We start from the raw sequence: 19,228 nt of genomic DNA, 5'->3' as shown, positions 1-19,228 counted from the left end.
GCCCTCTCGTCCGAGCGACCGCACTGGCCAGGCATTCTCCTCCTCTTTCGAGGGAAGTCCTGCTCAGTCCTCACCACGACGACGCGGCCCACTGGAGGGTCGGCGCCAACGCTCCCTGTGGCCCGAGTGGTCGGCGGGCTTGCGCAGTTCAGCCGGCGAGGCGCATCGGAGCGAGGTCGTCGAAGACGTCGCCCGGGCCGGGGTTCGCGGGATGCGTGCTGCCGCCCAGGTGCTCGACCACGCCCCACACCGCGTTGAGCGCCGTGGTGACGGCGCTTTCGGAAAAGCCCGCGATCCACGCGACGTCGTCGCCGGCGAGGAAGAAGCCGCGGTGGTGCTCGGCGAGGTCCCGCTGCATGAACTGGGTGAACAGCCGACGCTGGTAACGATAGCTGCCGGGCAGGCTGGACTTGAACGCGCCCTTGAAGCGCGGCTGGGTCTCCCAGGTGATGGCGATCGGCGGCCCGATCATGTGCGAGCGGATGTCGACGCCGGGGTAGATCTTGCCGATCGCGTCGAGCACCACGTCCAAGCGTTCTTCGGCGGTCAGCGACGCGACCTTCAGCGAATCGTCGTTCCACGTGTAGGACAACAGCATCGTGCCGGGCTGGTCGGGGCCGTTGTCGATCAGGTAGACCCCGCGGGGGAGGCGGTCGGTGAGCGTCGTGCTCATGACGTCGCGGCCGGTGGCCGGATCCTGGTCGAGCCAGAACGGCCGGTCGGTGATGACGAACAGCTTGGACGCGCCCATGTAGTGCGTGCGCTCCAGCGCGGTCCACACCGGTTCCGGCAGCAGGGCGTCGTCGGCTTTCATGCCCGAGAGGAGGTTCCAGTTCTGCGCGGCGAAGATCGCGGCCGGGTAGGTGCGCACGTCGCGGTCGGCGTCCTCGATGGTGAACCCGCGGCCGGTCCGGTCGATCCGGACGACCGCCGGGTGCGGCTGCCCGCCGTGCAGCGACTCCAGCGACGTCCCGGCCGGCCAGTACTCGAGGTCCGCGGGCTCGTCGGACCACAGGCCGAGCGGCAGCTGCTGGCAGCCGCCGATGATCCGGTGGTGCTCGTCGCTGGTGTCGGTGCAGATGACCCGCAGGATCTCGAGCGCGGAGTTGGGGAAGTCGGTGTCCCAGCCGCCGCAGCCGAAGCCGACCTGGCCGAAGATCTCGCGGTGCTCGAAGGAGGAGAACAGCGGCGACGACGTCAGGAAGCCGTAGAACGACACGTTGTCGAACTTGGTGACCAGGTGGTTCCACAGCGCCTTGATGGTGCCGACGTCGCGGCGCCGGATGGCGTCCTCCATCAGCGACAGGTCGGCCTGCTCCTGCAGCGTCTTCGTCCAGGCGTCGTTGACCTCGCGGTAGACCGGGGGCAGGTCGGCGGTGGTGCGGGCCGGATGGCTTTCGCCGTGGAGGTTGATCACCGTGCTCGGGGATGCTGCCGAGAGGGGGTTGGGGAACGGCTTGGTCTGCAGCCCCAGCTTGTCGATGTAATGGAAGAGCGTGCCCGCGGACGGCGGGAAGCGCATCGCGCCCAGCTCGGCGACAGCGCCGGGGTAACCGTCGAGGGTGACCGAGCGCATCCGCCCGCCGAGCTGCTCGGCCTCGTAGATCACCGGCTTAAGGCCGAGCTTCATCAGCTCGTAGGCGGCCACCATCCCGGACAGGCCGCCGCCGATCACCGCGACCTCGGTGCCGAGCGCGTGCCGGGGCACGCGGCCCAGGCCGGCCGGGTGCCGGATCCAGTCGTCGTAGGCGAACGGGAAGTCGGGGCACAGCATGCTCGCCGTGTCCCGGCCGCCATGCGGGACCGAAGGGGCGTGTTCTTCGACTGGTGACGTGGTCATCGGCGTTACCTCCGGCTGTGGTCCGGCATTCGGGGGCGTCCAGGACGGCTGGTGTAACGAAGATCGCAGGTGTCCCGAGCGGGTCCAGCCGGTGAGTGACCAACGGGGTTCTTCCGTATCCCGTATCTGCCCTTCCGGTCCGCGGTGTCCAGAAAGGATTCAGATGGAAAGCGCATTCTGTGGCGACCGCCGGACGTCGCACGATCCGACGCCCGGCTCCTCGGCCGGAGGTGAGCCGGTGGCTCAGCCGCGGAACTGGCCGTGCCAGCTGGCTTGGGCGCCGGAGTCGCCGATGCGGTAGACGTCGTAGCCCGCGGCTCCGGCCGCCACGATCGACAGGACCGCCAACACCACCGTGACCCAGGTGGCCGCCGGGGCCAGGAAGGTGCGGGCGCCCCGGGCGCCGCGGAGCTCTTCGCGGTGCCGCCACCACACGAGGAGCGACAGGATGGCGACCGGGATGGCGACGAAGGCTGCCGTCTTGCCGAGTTCGGCGTGGTCGCGCACGAGCGGGGTCGGCGCCACGTGAGCCTGCAGCCACTCCCCGGCGTTGATGGTGATCGGGACGAGCACGGCCACGAGCACCGAAAGCCCGGCGGCGGGCCCGGCCAGCTTCCGCCGGGCGGCCGGCCAGAGAGCGTTCACGACCAGCAGGATCGCCGCCAGCGGCAGCAGCACGACGATGGCGTGCACGAGAAGCACGTGGGCGGGAAGTCCGTTCAGCGTTTTCATGGGGTTCCCTCGGTCTGCGGGTAGGTGGTGCCCGGTTCCGTGATCATTCTTCGCAGGGTGACCGCGGCTCCCGCCGCCGGAAAGCGGACGCGTCGGTTCGGCCACGAGTTGTGCCCGATGGGGCGTCCGGCGAGCCAGAGGCCGTCGCCGCGGGTGAAGCTCGGGGTGAAGAGCTCGACGTCGGCGCGGACCGCCCTCGTGAGGGATGTTCCTTAGATGTGGAGGATCCCGATATTTCGAGTCGCAAAAATCTTCGCTGGAAAAAACCCTGTCCTGTGAGGTGGGTCATGAGCAGTCCGTCAGGAGGTGCCGCGTCCACGAGCTGCAAACCGGACGGTTCTGCCTGGTCAACCGCGTTTGTGCCACCGCGAATCCCTTTTGGCTCCTAGCTCAGAAGTGGCGATTCCGCGAAGGGAGGTGAAGTGCGGTGAGTGACGAAGCAGTGCATTTGCCGGAGGATCTCCAGCGATTTTTCAACGTGGTGCTGGGTGCTCGGTGGCCGGAGAGCAGTGAGCCGGGGCTGAAAGCGCTGGCGCGCTTTTGGGACGATCTCGTGGCGGCGTTGGAGGAGCTGGAGCCCGAGCTGGCGGACGGGGGGTCGGGAGTCCTGGCGGCGTTGGTGGGCGAAGTGGGACAGGCGCTCGGGTTCTGGTTGTCGAAGGATGCGCCGACGGCTGCGGCGCAGCTGGTGCTGGGTGCGAAGGAGTCCGCCGATCTGGCGAAGAACGCCGCCGCGGACGTGCTCAAGTCGAAGATCATGTTCGGGGTGATGGCGGCACTGGCACTGGTCACGATCCTGGAGCTGGTGTCGACGCTGGTCGGGGCGTTGTTCGTGGGGGTGGTGGAGGCGGGGGCGCGGGCGGCCCTGGCGGCGTTGTGGCGGGCGCTGGTGACGCAGCTGGAGTCGTTGACGGTGTCGGGTGCGGCGCGCGGTCTGGCCCGGGTCGGCGTACAGGCGGGAAAGTTCGCGGCGATCGGCGCGGGGCTGATGGGGGGCCTGGACCTGTCGATCCAGGCCGGTCAGGTCCTTGCGGGCGACCGAACGAAGTTCGATACGCAGTCCCTGCTGGGGTCGTTCGTGGGCGGCGGGCTGGGGGGCGCGTTCGCGGGTGTGTTCCACGCCGGCGCGCTGGTGGTCCGGGACACGGCCGGCCGGCTGGGGAAGGAGACTCCGGGGTACGCGCGGGCACTGGGGCAGGTGGCGTACGGGGCGGGGCAGGCCATCACGGTGGTGCTCAGCGCGCCGGTGGTGAACGCGGCGACGGGGAACGCCGGAGCGAACCCGGGACTGGGTGCCCTGAGCGCGTTCGGCGCGATGGGCGGCAGGCGGCACGTCACCACGACCGGCAGTGGCAGCGAGTCGCTGGACGGCGAGCTGGCGGCGGCCGGGCAGCTGCACGCACCCACACTGTCCATTCCGGACATCACCGCCGCCGAGCCTGACGCCGGGGAAAGTGGTGGTGAGAAGCCGGGTTCCGGCACGGCCGACACCGGCAAGCCCGGCGAGGAAACCGGCGGCGAGAAGGTCAGTACCGGGACGGCTGGTGGCGAGAAGGCTGGCACCGGCACGACTGGTGGCGACAAGGCCGGTTACGAGACGTTCGGCCGTGGCGGGGCTTCTGACGAACAGCTCGGCTCGAGCGAAGAAGCCGCACCGCCTCCCTACAGCGCCGTCGCCGCGCTCGACGAGGGATACCGATCCACCCCCGTCGCTCCGTCCGCCGGCAAGCCTCTCGGCACCGTCTACGCCACCGCGGCTACCGGCGACAGCCGCACGCCCGGAGGGAACACCGTCCACGACCGGACGGCCCTCACCGACCCAGGGGCGACCGGCGCGAATTCGTCCTCGCGGCTCGGTTCGGCGACGGTCACGAGCAGCGCCGGGCGCTCGGCCCCGGGCGGGGAGGCGACTGCGCCCGATCCGGCCCGCGCTGCCGCACCGCCCAGCTACACCAGCGTTGCGACGGTGGCCGGCCGTGCTGTGCCGGGTGTCGCGACGGTGGCCGGGCGTGCTGTGCCGGGTGTCGCGACGGTGGCCGGCCGTGCTGTGCCGGGTATCGAGTCTTCGGTGGCCGGTCCGGTCGCAGTTCCGCCGGGGCGCCAGGCCGCGGCGAGCGTCTCCGCTGCCGCGAGTCATTTCCTCGGCGGCGATTCCGGGCTGTCGGCCCGGCAGACCACCACGTCGCCCGTGACGACCGGCGACACCGAGCAGCCGCGGGCTGACACCGCGGTCACGCCGCAGCGCGTGGCCGTGAACGGGAGCACGCCTGGACTCGGAGCCCAGCCGGAGCCGGCCGCCTCGGTTCCGCACGGTGCCGTGACCGACGTCGGCGCCGGTACGGCCCGGTCCGCCGACGCACATCGGGACGCGGCCGGGCACAGCGCGGTGCAAGCGGAGAGCACGCACGTCGGCGGTGTTCCCCTCGTCGGCACGGCTCCGCGCGGCGACCTTGCTGTCAACGATGTCAACGTTCCCGGTGCACAGGCCGGTACCGCGCCCCGCACGCAGGTGCTGCGGGACGAAAGCGGGTCCTTCGTCGGCGTGGCCTTCCTGCCCGCGGACCAGGCCGCCACGGTCGCGGCCGGCTTCGCCCGGGGGGCCGGCGCGGACGTCGACGGGGTGAAGGTGCTGCTGCACGGGGAGACGGCGAACCTGGGCGAGTCGCGGCTGGACCGGGCCCGGCAGCTGGTCGATCGGCTGGCCGAGGTGAACCGGGGGTTGTCCGCGACGGGCGAGCTGAAGCCCTGGCGCAAGGCGATGATCGTGTCCTGCGGGTTCGACGACGCCGACGCCACCGTGGTGCAGGATCTCGCCCGCCGGGCCCGGGTCGCCGACCGGGTGGAGTCCTACAGCCACGGTCTCGCCGCGGAGGTGACCGGTACGGGGACGCTGCGGAGGCTGGAGCCCGGAAGACGGCCTGCGCCCGGGTCCGTCGTCCTCGGTGAGGTCACCCACCACGGAACCGGTTCGGCGGACTCGGGCTCGAGCCGGAGCGGGAAATCCCGCCGCTTCTCCGATGCGACCACGGTCGCCGACGACTCCGACGCCGTATCGAGCCTCTCGAGGGCCACCACCGCCGCCGACGACGCCGCCGAATCCCCGGACCCGCGCCCGTTCCGCGAGCAGCTGCCCGAGTACGCCCGCAGCGGCACCGCACTCGGCGGGGTGACCATCAAGGGCAAGGCGAGCGGTGCGGAAAAGGTCCAGGCCCTGGCCGGGAAGCTGCTGGGTACCTTCACCGAAGGGGAACCGGAAGGGCTCGAGGCGATCTCGACGTTCCTGAACCGTGCCCGCTACGAGTCGATCCTCGGTCAGCGACGCTTCGCGCCGGTGCGGGTCGGTGCGGAGTGGTTCGAAGTCGACGTCCGGGCGGAGCCGGATCTCGACGCCGTGACCGCGGACGAGATCGAGCCGTCGTCGTCCGTCACCGTGGGGCACATCAAGGACCAGGACCAGGTCACCCACTCGGCCACCCGCAACGACACCCGGGTGACGAACCTGGGCACGGGGGCCTCGGCGATGCTGACGGGCGCCGGTCTCTCGGTCTGGGCGTCGGCGTCGGCACCGGTCGGTGCCCCGGGGCGCCGGCACGCCGACGGCACCACCACCACGGCGCACGGGTCGGTGCGGGCGAGTGGCCCGGCGTCGAAGGCCGAGGTGACGGTGACCTACCACGTCACCGTCACCGACGCGCGAGGCCGCGCGGTCAGCGGAGTGGTCCAGGGCGAGAAGATCGAGCTGCTGCTGCCTGACACGCTCCGGACCATGACCGAGCCCGGCGAGATCGAACAGACCGGGCCGGTGCGGCCGGACTGGGCCCAGCGGATCGAGTTCCTCATGCCCGATGTGGTGCAGGTGGACGAAGCGGCGCTGTTCAGCGCGGTCACCGGGGTGCTGCACCCGTCGGTGACGAAGCTGGGCGCACCCGGGCGATCGGAGCTGCGGGAACTGCTCACCGGAACCGGCCTCCGGCCCCTCATGCGCACCGCGTTGTCGGGCCACCCCGTTTTCTCGGCCGATCTGGCCAGCTCGCACGGCAGTTACCGCCAGGCGCTCCGGATCACGGCGACCCCCCGCGCCGCCGAACTCGTCGGGATCCTGCCTGATCGGGAGAAGGTGGGTTTCACCGACACGACCGACGTCGGCGACGTCACCACCGCCTCCGCGGTGTCCGGGCTGCAGGTCGAAGGCGGGGCCGGCGGCATGGCGGGTGTTTCGGACCTCTTCCGGGCGGTCGGCGGTGCCGTCGGGGGCGCCGCCGCGAAGGTCACGCGCGTCGCGAAGAGCGGCATCCACACCAGCTCGGGCACGGCGCTGTTCGCCACAGGAGAGCTCGGGCTGTACAAGGTCGTCACGGACCTGAAGATCACGACGTCCGAGGGCCATGAGGTCGTCGTGCCCGCCACGACCTACCTGCGGCTCGGGCTCCCGGAAGCGAAGGCGCAGGGCCTGCCCGTGCCCCAGGGCACCAGGGACAAGCTCGTCCCGACGGACGAGCCGCGGTTCGAACCGCCCTACCTGCCGGCCGCGGCGGCGGGCGGGCAGGTCACCGCGGGTGCTTTCGAACCGGCCGTGCACGTGGCGAAGCGCGTCGAAAACATCCTCCGGGCACGCAAGGGCTTCGACAAGTTCCTTCCGGACTGGGACAGCGGGGCACGGCCCAATCCCGCGAAGGGCGACGGCTGGGAGGCGCGCGAGCGGTTCGCGAACCTGCGCAAGCTGCTGACCTCGTTCTCGCCGACCGCGCTGCGCTCGCGGCTGGACAGCCTGCTCGGCCCCGGGGTGCCGGCCCGGTTCAAGCGCCGGGGCCTGTTCACCAACGAATACGTCCAGGTACGGGTCCGGGCGAAGCTGTCCGCGGGACTGCACCTCGGCCAGGCGAGCGGTCGCACGGTGTTGACAACCGGCGAAAACCGGCCGGTGCTCGCCGACGGCGCGACGACCGAGTTCGGCTGGAGCGCGGGTGCCGAGGGCCGGGCCGTGCTCTTGCCCTCGACGGACGCCGCCAGCGGGATGGCCGACCTCACCTTCACCCCGCTGCGGTACACCGACGACAAGATGTGGAAGAACACGGCCGACACGCAGACCGACCGGCTCGACTGGAACCTGGGCAGCCCGGATACGCAAGTGTTCGAGCACGACGTCGAATTCGAGATCGAGGTGACGAGTTACACCCGCAGGCGCGCCTGGGTCCGCAGAGTCACCCCCGGTTCGCCGCTGCGCCAGGTGCCGCGGGTCACCCGGGTCCCGCAAGCCGAGCTCGGACCGCCGATCAAGGGCAAGGTCGAGCTGTGGGTCGACGACGCAGTGGTCTCCCGCACGGACCTCAGCGCGTTCGCCCCCGGCAAGCCGGGGGTGATCGGCCTGGCCGAGGCCGACACGCCGTCGATCGGCGACCTGCTGCTCGAACCCTCTTCCGCGCCGCGGTTCATGCGGGCGGAGGCCATCACCGGCGCGGAGGTCCTCCAGGACGAAGCGCTGCGGCTGCTCGACGTGGCCGCGAAGCACGACTCGGCCCTGACCTTGCCCGGCGGTGAATCCCACAGTCGCGTCGAACGCATGTTCGAGCCGGAAGCGCTCCGGAACCAGCTGCCGAGGCTCCTCGGCAGTGGCGCGACGTCCAGCGAACTCCGGTACGCGCGCCGGGCCGCCGATCGGGTGGGCACAGTGGCCACCCGGGTGGCGCTGAGCGACCCGGTGGTGGTGGCGGTCGGGCCGCACGGTGACGCGGAGACCTCGTTCGTCGGGGGCCACCGGATCAGCGGGGAGTCGGTTCGCCGGCGCGCTGTCTCCGCCGTGCTGCAGCTGGGCAGCTACCTGCGTCCCGGGGCCGCGGCGGGCCGCGGCCAGCTGAGCGCCGGGGCGAGCTGGACACCGTGGATCCGCGGCAAGGACAAGTCGCTCGAGTTTTCCGGTGGCTACGAGCGCATGCACCGAGGCGGTGCCGAGGGCGGCAACGGCCGGGCCTTCCTGGTCCGGTACGACGCCGCGGTCCGGATGGTGGCCGAGGTCCGCTCGGAAAGCGTGGTCGACGGCAGCGTCGGGCGAGCGGGTTCGGTGGTCCACCTCCCGGGGGGCGTGTTCGTGCGGATGTCCGAGGCACAGGCCCGGGAAGCGGGCTTGCTGCCGGCCGCCGAGCCGCGCACGCCACCGGCGAGCGCGCTCACCCCACCGACCCCGGCCGGGGTGAAGACCACCGGCGGGTTCGGCACGGAATCGTACGAGCAGGCGCCCGAGGTCGGCGAGTTCCTCAAGGACGCGGAAGCGGCGCTGCGGGCGCTCGATTCCTCGCTGCTGTCCAAGTCCGTGTTCGACGACACGATGAACAACCTGCGCCGCACGCTCGACTTCGGTTCGCCGCAGGCGATCGCGGCCCTCGTCGACGACGCGCTCGACGGAGGCGCCGACATCCCGCTCTACGAACGCGGCACCTTCACCACCGGCACCCAGCTCCTGCGGCTCAAGGCCGTCCCGACCGGCACCGAGTTCGCCGACGTCGTCCACGACGGCTCGGACATCGACAACTGGAACTACAACTCGGGCAGCAGCGACACCGGGACCACCCGGGGTACGTCGATCAGCGGGTCGCTGCGGCTGGGGCTGCGCGGCGTGTACAGCGACGCCGACACCGGCAGCAGCGGTTCGGAGGGCATGACCGCCGGGGGTACGGCGGCCAGGTCCACCGGTCAGCGGGTCGGCAATCCGGAACTGGCCTCCCAGAACCACAACACCTCGGCGAGTGGTCCGTTCGTGCGCTACCGGCAGGGGTTGCGGCTCGACCTGGAGCTGGTCCGCGGTACCGACGCGATCCGGCTGGCCTCGAAGGACACGGTGCTGACCAGGCGCACGGTCGCCGACGACCAGCGGGCGCCCGGGCCGGAGCGCACCCGGCCGGCCGAGCCGTCCTTCACCGACGTCGACCCGGCGCGGGTGTCGGAAGGGGAGCTCGGGAAGTGGCGGGACGACGGCCTGGGCGAGTTGCCGCGCATGACGGGCGTGGCGTTCATGCGTGGCGCGGGCGCGGTGCGCGCGGCCGCCGAGCGCGCCCTCCGGCTGGCGGGCGCGAAACCGGCGCTGGCCGCTCCGGAAACCGCGGCCGGCGCGGTGCTCGCCGGCGCGTTCTCGAACACGACCCTCCGGTCCCGGCTCCCGGACCTGATCAAGGCCGGCGGCGAACTTCCCGAACTGCACGAGGAGAAGGCCGGCGGCGGCCAGCACGCGACCGTCCGGGTCTATTCGCGGGTCGTCGCCCGGGAGCTGGCCGCACTCAGCGACAACGTGCGGATCGACCGGGTTCCCCGGACGCGCCGGCAGCTGAACGTCACTCCCGACCGGGTCACCGGCGGCACCGCGACCGCGAACCTGGCCGAAGGGTTCGTCACGGATTCCCACGACGACTGGCTGACGCCTCCCACCGCGAGCAGGAACAAACCCGGCGAGTACCACAACCCGGCCGCTTCGGGGACGGGCCGGCGCGGCCTGGAGGAGCGGCAGGCTGGTCGTACCGGATTGCTGCGGCTGCACCTGGAGCACCGGGTGGTCGCCGACCTGGGAGACGGCCGTGTCGGGGTCGTCGACGTCGAAATCCCCGAAGGCGCGCTGGCCCGGATGGGCGTCGACGACGTCGCCGCCCAGCTGGGCCGGCTGCCCGTGGATCTGCTCGCCGCACAGGACCGCGCGGGCCGGGCCGCCACCCGGTGGCGGGCGGCGGAGCAGGACGCCACGACCGCGCAACGCGCGCTCGACGATCTGTGGCTCGAGCAGACCGCCCTGCGCAGTAAAGCCGCTGCGGACTTCCAGGCCTTGGCCGGGCGGCTGGGCCACACCGGGGACGACCCGGTCGCCGCCGCGGAATCGGCGATGTCGAAGACGGCCGCGGCGTGGCGGAAGGTCGTCGGAGAGGCGGCGGAGAGCGCCGGATCCGGCAGCCGACGCGCCGACGCCGGGGACGAGACGGTGTCGGCGAGCCAACTGGAACTACTGTCGCCGGCCACCGCCAAGCTGTTCGCGATGCGGAGCGAGCACCTGGCTGAGCAGGCCACGATCACCGCCCGGATCGACGAAGCCAGGGAGTCGGCCAGGGCCTCGCTGAAGCGCGCGGATGCCGCCCGGGACCAGTGGCTGGGGGCCAAGGAGGCCGTGGACCGGCAGGTCGACGAGTTCAACCGGGCGGGCGCCGAGGCAGCCCCCGGCAGGCTGGAGACGATTGCCGAAGAGACGTCGGAGGAGCTGGCCACAGCGGCCACGGAGACCTCGGCGCCTGCCGGACCGTCGAGGAGCGGAAAGGGCAAGGCCGTCGCGATCCAGAGCGCCTCCGAGGTGTCTCACGACGACGCATCGGCCCCGGTGAAGCCATCACGACGGTTCCGGCTCGCCGGCTACCTGCTCCGCAACCGGACGTTCGGACCCGCGGTCCAGCTCGGCAAGACCGAGGGCGCGGAGCACGTCGTCGCCGCCGCGACCGGGCTCGGTGGCGCGAAGGTCGCGGCGGGGGACGTCGAGAAGCTGCGGCACGCGGCCGAGAACGAGGTCCGCGGCCTGAACGCCGCCGGCCGGATCTTCACCCTCGGCGGGCAGCGGGTGCGGGTCCAGGCCGACCCCGACTGGTCACGGGCGACGCCGGTGGACGGGGACGCGGCGCCCGCGTCGGCGGCCGGCAGCTGGGACCGGCGCACGAAGGTGGCCCTCGCCACGGGCAAGACGCCGAAGCTGAGCATCGCGTACTTCCTGCCGATGGTGCCCGGGATGTTCGGGCTGGGCATGGTGAACGTGCCGACCGGCCCCGGGTTCCAGCGCCGCGCGGGCCATCACGAAGCCGACGGGAAGACCACCGGCATCGCCCTGCCCGTGGACGCGAAGGGCGGGAACACGGGGTACCGCGGCATGCGCACGGCCGAGGTCCCGCTCGTGTTCACGATGACCCCGGTCGACGCCGAGGGCCGGCCCGAAGGCCCGGCGGTGACCGTCGGCGCACCGGCGCAGCAGGCCGGGAAACCGGTCACGGTCCGGATGAGCGTGCCGGACGGGCTGCGGACCGACGGCCGCAGCGTCCCGGTGCCGGCCGCCCTGCCGGCCGCCGTGCTCGAGGGAGCCGCCCTCCGCACGGCGGTGACCGGCCAGTACAAGGGAAAGCCGGTCTCGCGGAAAGCCGCCGCCGGACCGGACGTGGCCGAGCAGGTCATCCGCACCGGCCGCCTGGGCAGCAAGAAAGCCCGCAACGCCGTGCGGGACCTCCTGCGCCCGGAGAACGTCGAGCAGCTCCTGCCCGCGATGGCCGTCAGCCCGGACCAGGCCGCGACCGGCGCCGGCTGGGTTTCCTCGCACGCGCTGCTGCCCGACGGGAACCCGCTGCGGAAGCTGCTGCCGACCAAGACCCGCCGGCTGCAGCTGCGCGCGGTCGCGCGGCAGGTCGCCTACCTCGAAACGATCGACGGCGCCGTCTACCGCGAAACCGACACCGAAACGGCGACCTCCGACGCGAGCGGGGCCGTCACCCGGGACTGGAGCACGTCCTTCGGTGCCGGACCGGGGTTCGACGTCGGCTTCGTCTCGGTGGCGGGCGGGCCGACCGCCGGGGTCGGGCTGAGTGTCGCGCACGGCTTGGACGAAGCGAACCAGACCGGAAGCGAGCGCACCACGACCCGGACCGCACCCGTGGTGCGGTACCGCACCACCTACGACCTCGAGGTGCGCTTCTCCGGCCGCCCGGCGACCACCTTCGCCGACGCGCTCGACGGCTACCACTGGACCAGCCCGGAGAACGCGGCGCGCGCCGGGATCACCGCCGGCGAAGACGGCGCACCCGCGCGGCCGGTGCCCCGGGAGGAACTCGGCCACGCGGTGGCGACCGCGGCGCTCGAACTGCCCGCCGCCAGTGAGCTGCTCAGCTCGATGATGCGGGAGTCGGCGCACACCATTCCCGGCCACCACCGGTGGAAGTGGCGGGACACGACGTTCGCCACCCGGTTCGACGATCCCAAGTTCAAGAAAGGGCTGTCGGCCGGTTACGAGCGTCAGCTCGGCCGCACCGAGGAGATCGAGGGCGCGGTTTCCGGGGAAAACCTCGCCCGCCGGGCGCCCGAGATGCTGACGGACCAGCCGCTGACCGTGGAACTCGAACCCGAACCCGGCCGGGGCCACGACTACCACGCCGCCTTCCGGGTGGCCGCGGCGCTGGAGAGTGGTCTGGTCGACCTCGGCCCGGCCGAGGCGACGCCGACGGCGGACACCCTTGCGGAAACGACCCGGAGCACGACCTCGGCCACGCGTACGCGGGAACTCATGGGCGGGGTGGTCGGCCGGGTCTACTCCGCGTTGGCCGGGGGCATGGCTTTGGCGACGGGCTACAGCAAGGTGAGCCGCAGCTCGGTCAAGGCGGTGACGCAGGAGCAGAGCACCGGCTCGACCGGCGGCGGTGTCACCGGCTCCGAGCTGGACGAGGCCGGCGCCGTACGGCCGGAGCCGATGCGGCGCTACGCCGCACGGGTCCGCCTGACCGTCTCGGGCACGCACTGGTCCCGGCACAACGATCTGGTCCGTGCCGTGACCCCCGGCGCACCCGGCAAGCAGGCACCGACGGTGCACGAACTGAAGATCGTCGACCCGACGGCGGCCGAACAGGGCCGCCGCCCCGGGACGGTCGTCGCGGACGTCGTCCTGGAACTGCCCGCCTCCCGCGCGGCGGAGCTCGGCACCCACGTCGAGCCGGTCGGCCGGAAGCGCCTGACCGAACCGGAGATGGAGTCCGGCACCGAGCTCCGCCGGGGGCTGTCCCGCGACTACGACGGGATCCGGATCGTTTCCCTCAACGGGGCGGAAAACGTGCGGGAGTCCGTCCGTACCCAGCTCCTGCTGGCGGGCCGGGATCCGGCGCTGAGCGCGCCGGACGGCGAGAACTCCCGGCTGATCGACCAGCGGCTGTCCGAGCGCTCGGCTCGCACCGACCGGAGGTTCTTCAGCCGGCCCACCACGCTGACCGGGTTCCGCTGGCATCGCCGGCGGGCCAACGCCGAAGCCTCGGCGCAGGTGTCCCACGTGCTCCGCGACCCCGAGGTCCTCGACACCGTCTGGCAGCAACCGGACGGCTCGATCACGACCACGCGCACCACCGGGCAGAGCAAGACGACCGGCTGGCACCAGGCGAACGCCCTCGAACCGGCCTGGGTGCCGGTGGGGCACGCCGAGAGTCACGCTCTCGGCTTGGAAGGGCACCCGCTCGGCCTCCTGCTGGCCGAGCTGCACCTCTGGAAGGGCGGCCGGACGAAGGGGCGGAGCCGGCAGACCTCGACCGAAACCACGACCGCGCTCCGCGGCGAGCCGAAACGGGTGCACCTCGTCAAGGCCGGCGTCGAATCGACCGTCCAGGTGGAGGTCCGGCACCGCGGCAACCTCGATCGCTGGGGACTGAAGAAGGCGAAGACACCACGCCGGGCGGGCGAGCAGTTCACCCAGCCCGGTGCCGCCTTGGTCCTGGCCACGGACGAGCAGCTGGAGCGGATCCGGGTCACCCAGGCCGCCGTGGACGCCTGGCGGGCCACCGGCGACGAAACCGCGGTCGCGGGCGCTCCCGATGCTCCGGGTACGGATCTGCGGGAGCCGTTCGAGCCGGTGCCCGCGGGACACCGGCTCGGCCGGCCGCGCTGGGCCGACGCCGCCCTCGAACCCGTCGATCTCAGCGGCCACATCGTCCCCCTCCGGGAGGCGCTCCGCCGGCGGCTGGGTCAGGAGGTTGCCGAACGGCTCCTGCCGGTCTCCCGCTTGCCGGGCACCATCGACAACACCTCGCGGGCGGAGGGGTTCCTGTCGCACATCAACGCGGCGCTCACCGAGGCCGCCAACGGCGGCTCGAGCGCTTCGCTGCGTCTCGATGGCCTTATCAGCGGGGAGACCTACGACCTGGTGGTCGGTGCCGAGCTCAGCGGTCCGGCGGTGCCCCGCGGCATCGAGCACGCCGACCTCACCAAGTCCGGCTCGGTCTCGGTCACCGATCGGCTGACCAAGTCGTTCACCCGGGTCCTGGCCGAGCTCGTCAGCCTGTTCCAGCCCGCGGTCATGCTGCAGTCGGAACAGCGCCTGGCCGGCGCGGAGGCCCACCCCGGCCTGCACGGCGCGCCCTACGGCGATGTCGGCTTCGGCTTCGGGAACGCGTCCGAATGGCTCAAGCAGACCAAGACGGTCCAGGAAGACAACGCCACCGGGTACACCCAGTCGGAGCGGGTGCAGGGCGGGCTGGCCGCACACAGCGCCGATGTGCTGTTCGACGTCCGGATCGAACGCAACGGGGAGCGGATCGTGGCCGCTCCGGACGTCCGCACGGTGACGACGCGCTCCGCGGTCGAGGACGTCGTGCCCGACGCCGAGGCGGCTCCTTCGCCGGGTGAGATCGTCGTTCGCAAGGCCTCGGACGGCGACCCGGCGGCGCTGGCGGAATGGCACAACGCCCCGGACGTCGAACGGCTGCCCGCACTCGACCGGTTCCGGGCCGTCGACTTCCGCGGCGACACGACGGACCTGGTCCGAGGCATCGAGCTGGGGATCGAGCAGGTCGGGGCCGGCGTGGATGCGCAGACGCGGCGCATGCTGCGCTCCGCGTTGCTGCCCACCCGGCTGACCACGCAGCTGCCCACCCTCGACAGCGACGGCACGCAGCTCGAAGTCCCGCCTCAGCTCGGCGTCAAGGTCTTCGTGCACGCCCGGAACTTCGAGCGGGCCGGCCTGAACGGGGTCAGCGACCGGATCCGGATGACGGCTACGCGGACGCACACCGGCGGCCGGCACACCGAAATCGAGTCCGAAACCGAGCACGCGGTGCTGGCGCTGCCGTTCCTCGCGGCCGGCGTGCCCCAGGCGCCGAGTTCGGCGAGCTACGCCGACGGACGGCAAGCTTTCGGCGGGATCAGCGACTGGGTGATCCCGATCGAGCCCCTCGGCGGCCGGGGGGTGGGCACCGAGCAGGGGGAGAGCAGCTCGTACGGCGGTCCCGAGCTGCCTTCGGCGGACAGCCTGGCCGCCGACCGGGAAACTCTCACGAGTCTTTGGGGCCACGGCACCGAGTTCCGGATCGTCGTCGAATCGCAGTCGTCGCTCTTCGGCCGCCGCGCCGTCGTCGACGTCTCCTTCGACCGCGGCTACGAGATCCGGCGGGGGGACCGCGCCGATCACGTGCCGGGCCCGGTCAAGGCCGCGGCCACGGAGTTCGCCGTCCGTGACGCGGCGTGGACGGCGGCCCGCGCGCTGCACCGGGCGAAGCCGGACGACGAAGACCGGGCGGCGAGCGTGGCGGAGGCCGAGGCCGCCTGGTGGCGGGCCAAGGCCCGGTACGACCGGGTCCTGGCCGCCGCCCGGCAGGACCCCGCGCTGAGCGGGAGGGCCCCGACGACCCGGCTGGTGGTGCCGGGTGCCGCGGCCGAGTTGCCGGTGCAGCAGCGCAGTGAGCTGCTTCAGGTCGCGCGCGCGGCGCTCGACATCGTCAAGGCGGGGAAGCGGCCCGTGGTCCGCTACCGTGTCCGCGGCGACCTCGGCAGCGGCCAGGCGGCGCGGGACTTCACCACGGTGGGCAACTCCCTCACGAAGGTGCTCGCCCTCGCTCAGACCGGCGCGTCCGAGGCGCAGCTGACCAAGGGCGACGCCGGAATGGCGACGACACCGCACTTCGTGCCGGGCGAAGGTGCCACCCAGGTCGAAATCTGGGTGGAGGCCGTCCCCCTCCGGCCCGCCCGAGACGTCCCGGCGGCGGCCGCGAAGGGTGGTGTTTCCGGGGCGGACACGATCGAGTCCGGGCCGTCGAGGGGTGTTGCCGGGGCGGAGGTGCGGGAGTCCGGGGCGTCGAAGGGGGGCGATCCCGGTCTGGACACGATGGCGTCCTTTCTCGCCCCGACAGGGGCGGCGGCCGAAGCGTTCGCGCACCCCGATGCGTGGGCCGGGTTGCGGGCGGCCGCGCCGGTCGAACAGGTGCAGACCGAGCGTTTCGACCCGGCCAAAAAGGCGGCCGACGGGTGGCTGACCCGGATCGGCTACGAGTCGAGGCGGATCGAACACGCCCCCGGGCAGTGGGTGCGCGAGCTGACCGTGCGGCTGCACACCCGGCCCGTGACCCCCGACGTCACCGCGGCCGACATCGAGCGGGTGCAGAAGCGGCTGGTGAACGCCCTCGACCGGAACGTCAACGGCCGCCACCGGTTGCGCAACGGAGACCAGCTGCACCTGCGGGCGGAGTTCGGGACCTTCGACCCCGCCACCGGCAACCTGCGGTACGAAGGCCCGATCCACGGCACCGCACACCTGCACACCGGCGACCACACTGACCAGTCGTCCTGGTCCGTGCGCGCCGAGGACTTCGAGCTCCTCGACGAACACCGGCACTACCTCGGCCTCCGCGAGCGCTACACCGACGGCGACGCCCTCTTCCGCCCGACGGGCTCGCCACGGACCGGGCCGGCCGGCTCCGCCCTCCTGGACGACCCCACGCAGCTCGGCCTGAGCGAGGCCGAACGCACCTATCTCGACGACAGCATGTCCGGCCTCCGCCCCCACGACCTGCCTCTGAGCGCGCGGTCCGTGCCGGTCCCGAAACACCGGCGCAACGAGCCGCACTCCGTGCACCCGCTGTGGCAGGACCCCGGCCAGCCCTGGGTCGACGGTGGCAAGGCCGGCGCTTCTCTCCGCCCTCCGGGCGCGCCGAAACGCCGTGCGACCACCACTCCGGACGGCGAGAGCAAACGCCCGAGGTACGGCGACACCGAACCTCACCCGGTTCGTTCCGCGCCCGGGAACGCATACCTGCCCAACTGGGGCTTGGACGTATCGGGCAACGGCTTGTGGACCGTGCCCTCGCCCGGCGAGGGGCTGCCGCTCGCGGCGAGGATGAGTGGCCAGGCCGACTTCGAAAGCCTGCTGAGCGACCAGATCGCCGCGCTCCGGGGAGCCGGCGCCGAGCCCACTGCCGGAGTGGAAATCCGCGACGACGCACTCCCGGCTCCGCCGCGCAGCCAGGACAGCGACCGAGACGGCTCCGAGGTCGCCGGCGCGCCTGCCGGAGGGAAATGGGACCTTGCGAACCGGGAAGATCACCCGCACATTCACGATGCGGCCTCCCGGGTGGCGCTCGAGATGATGTCCGCGGGCGACGGAATCCCCGGAAAAAGACGAGTCGCGCGTCGCCTGCTGGCGCTCGGGATCGTTCAGGCAGGGCAGTTCAAGCTGGAGGAGTTCATCGAGGATGACCTGATCCGGGTGACCGGTGTGCGGACCAGGTCCGAGGGGTCCTCTGATGTCGTCGATCGGTCCGGACCGCCTTCGGTCACCGACGCCGACGACCATCAGCAGATCAAGGATTTGGCCTACGACAAGGTTCTCCGCAAGGACTTCGTCGACAAGCCCTTCGATCCGGCCAACATCGCGCCGACCTTTGTGGCCGCCCAGTTGCGCGAAGCGGGTCTGGTGCGCGGAGACCGGGCCGCCGTCGCCAAGGTGATCGGTGACGCGGTGCGGCGGGCGAACGCGGATGCCGCGCGGCAGCGAACGGCGGCTGACGGCACTGCCGGGCCGGGTGACCCGCAACCCACCGCGGATCCGGTCGCGACGACCGGTCCGGAACCGGCTGCGATCCCTGCCGGCCTGAGCCTCGCCGAGACCCGGGAGCTTGACGGCGAGGCCGGCGGCTCAGGCGGCCAGGACTCCGCCCCGGTCGGGGCGATGCCTGAGGAAGTGCGGTCGCCGTCCGCCGACATCGGCCTCCTTCCCGCGTTCGGTTCCCCCACCTGGACCGAACCCTCGTGGTCTCCGGAGATTTCCGTTCGCGCTGAAGAAGTCTTCGGGAACGCGCACCTGCCCAATTGGGGGCTGGGGGATTCGGTGCCGGGCCTTTGGGACACGGATCTGGCTGCCGGTCGGCCGGTGGACGCGGAGGCGGAAACGTGGCCGGACCTCTTTTACGACCGGGCCGAGGACGCCGCGGGCACAGCGTCCGGTACTCCGTTTCAGGAGTCCTCTTCTGCCGGTTCACCCCCTCGAGGTGACGGACCGGAGCCCATCGCCGCCGATCCTCCGGTGCCGGCGGAACCGCACGAGCCTCTGCCGTCGATTGGTGGCTGGGACGACTTTGCGGTCATCAGGGAAGCGGCCCGGACCGAATCCCTCGCGGCACTCGCGCGCGGAGAAGCCGTCTCGACCAAGACGATCGCCGTAAAACTGATGGCCATGGGTGTTCGGTACGGACACGGGACTGTGGAGGAGATCATCGCCGAAGCGGTCAGCGATGCGATCGACAGCACGGGCCTGCTCACCTTCTCGGATCCCGCGCACCAGCAAAAGATCATCGACCTCGCTTACGACATGGTGGTGAACAGAACCTTCCGGGGGCAACCGTTCGACGTGAACAACGTCAGTGCGACCTTTATCTCGGCCGAGCTGGTCGACGGGGGGTCCGTGCGAGGCAATCGGTCCTCCATCGGATTCTTGATCAAGGACGCCGTCCGACGGGCAAACGAGGACTTCGCCCTTCGGGTGTCGAGGCCGGGAGAGGCGGCGGCCGCGCCGGCGGGGGAAGGCACCGGCCGTGGTCCGGCCCGCCGGGATCCCGCGGCGGGCACTGGTTGAGCGGTCTCCTGCCGCCGTGTCCGGGGCCCGGGCTTTCGTAAGGGGACTTCCTCCGTGTG

At 72.0% G+C, this 19,228-nt stretch carries 3 protein-coding genes; 1 reads left to right on the top strand and 2 read right to left on the bottom strand.

Translation table 11 applies throughout. The features are described 5' to 3' along the window. Positions 1-148 precede the first annotated feature (148 nt). Positions 149-1,840: a flavin monoamine oxidase family protein gene (locus tag MUY22_RS01280; RefSeq protein WP_371827570.1), complete on the bottom strand. Its 1,692-nt coding sequence runs from the start codon at positions 1,838-1,840 to the stop codon at positions 149-151. 243 nt (positions 1,841-2,083) lie between these two features. Then, entirely contained in the window at positions 2,084-2,572 is a 489-nt protein-coding gene (locus MUY22_RS01275) for a hypothetical protein (protein WP_247056107.1), read from the bottom strand. Positions 2,573-2,999: 427 nt separating this feature from the next. Here MUY22_RS01275 and MUY22_RS01270 point away from each other — a divergent pair, with 427 nt between their 5' ends. Continuing rightward, positions 3,000-19,169 carry a hypothetical protein gene (locus MUY22_RS01270; RefSeq protein WP_247056104.1) on the top strand — a complete coding sequence of 5,390 codons (16,170 nt, stop codon included), beginning with the start codon at positions 3,000-3,002 and terminating at the stop codon, positions 19,167-19,169. Positions 19,170-19,228 lie beyond the last annotated feature (59 nt).

The organism is Amycolatopsis sp. WQ 127309 (assembly GCF_023023025.1).
Taxonomy (GTDB): Bacteria; Actinomycetota; Actinomycetes; order Mycobacteriales; family Pseudonocardiaceae; genus Amycolatopsis.
This window is presented reverse-complemented; position numbering and strand designations above follow the sequence as displayed.

Excerpts from the sequence above, each read along its gene's own strand:
- MUY22_RS01280 (WP_371827570.1), bottom strand. The coding sequence starts at position 1,840 with ATGACCACGTCACCAGTCGAAGAACACGCCCCTTCGGTCCCGCATGGC.
- MUY22_RS01275 (WP_247056107.1), bottom strand. The coding sequence starts at position 2,572 with ATGAAAACGCTGAACGGACTTCCCGCCCACGTGCTTCTCGTGCACGCC.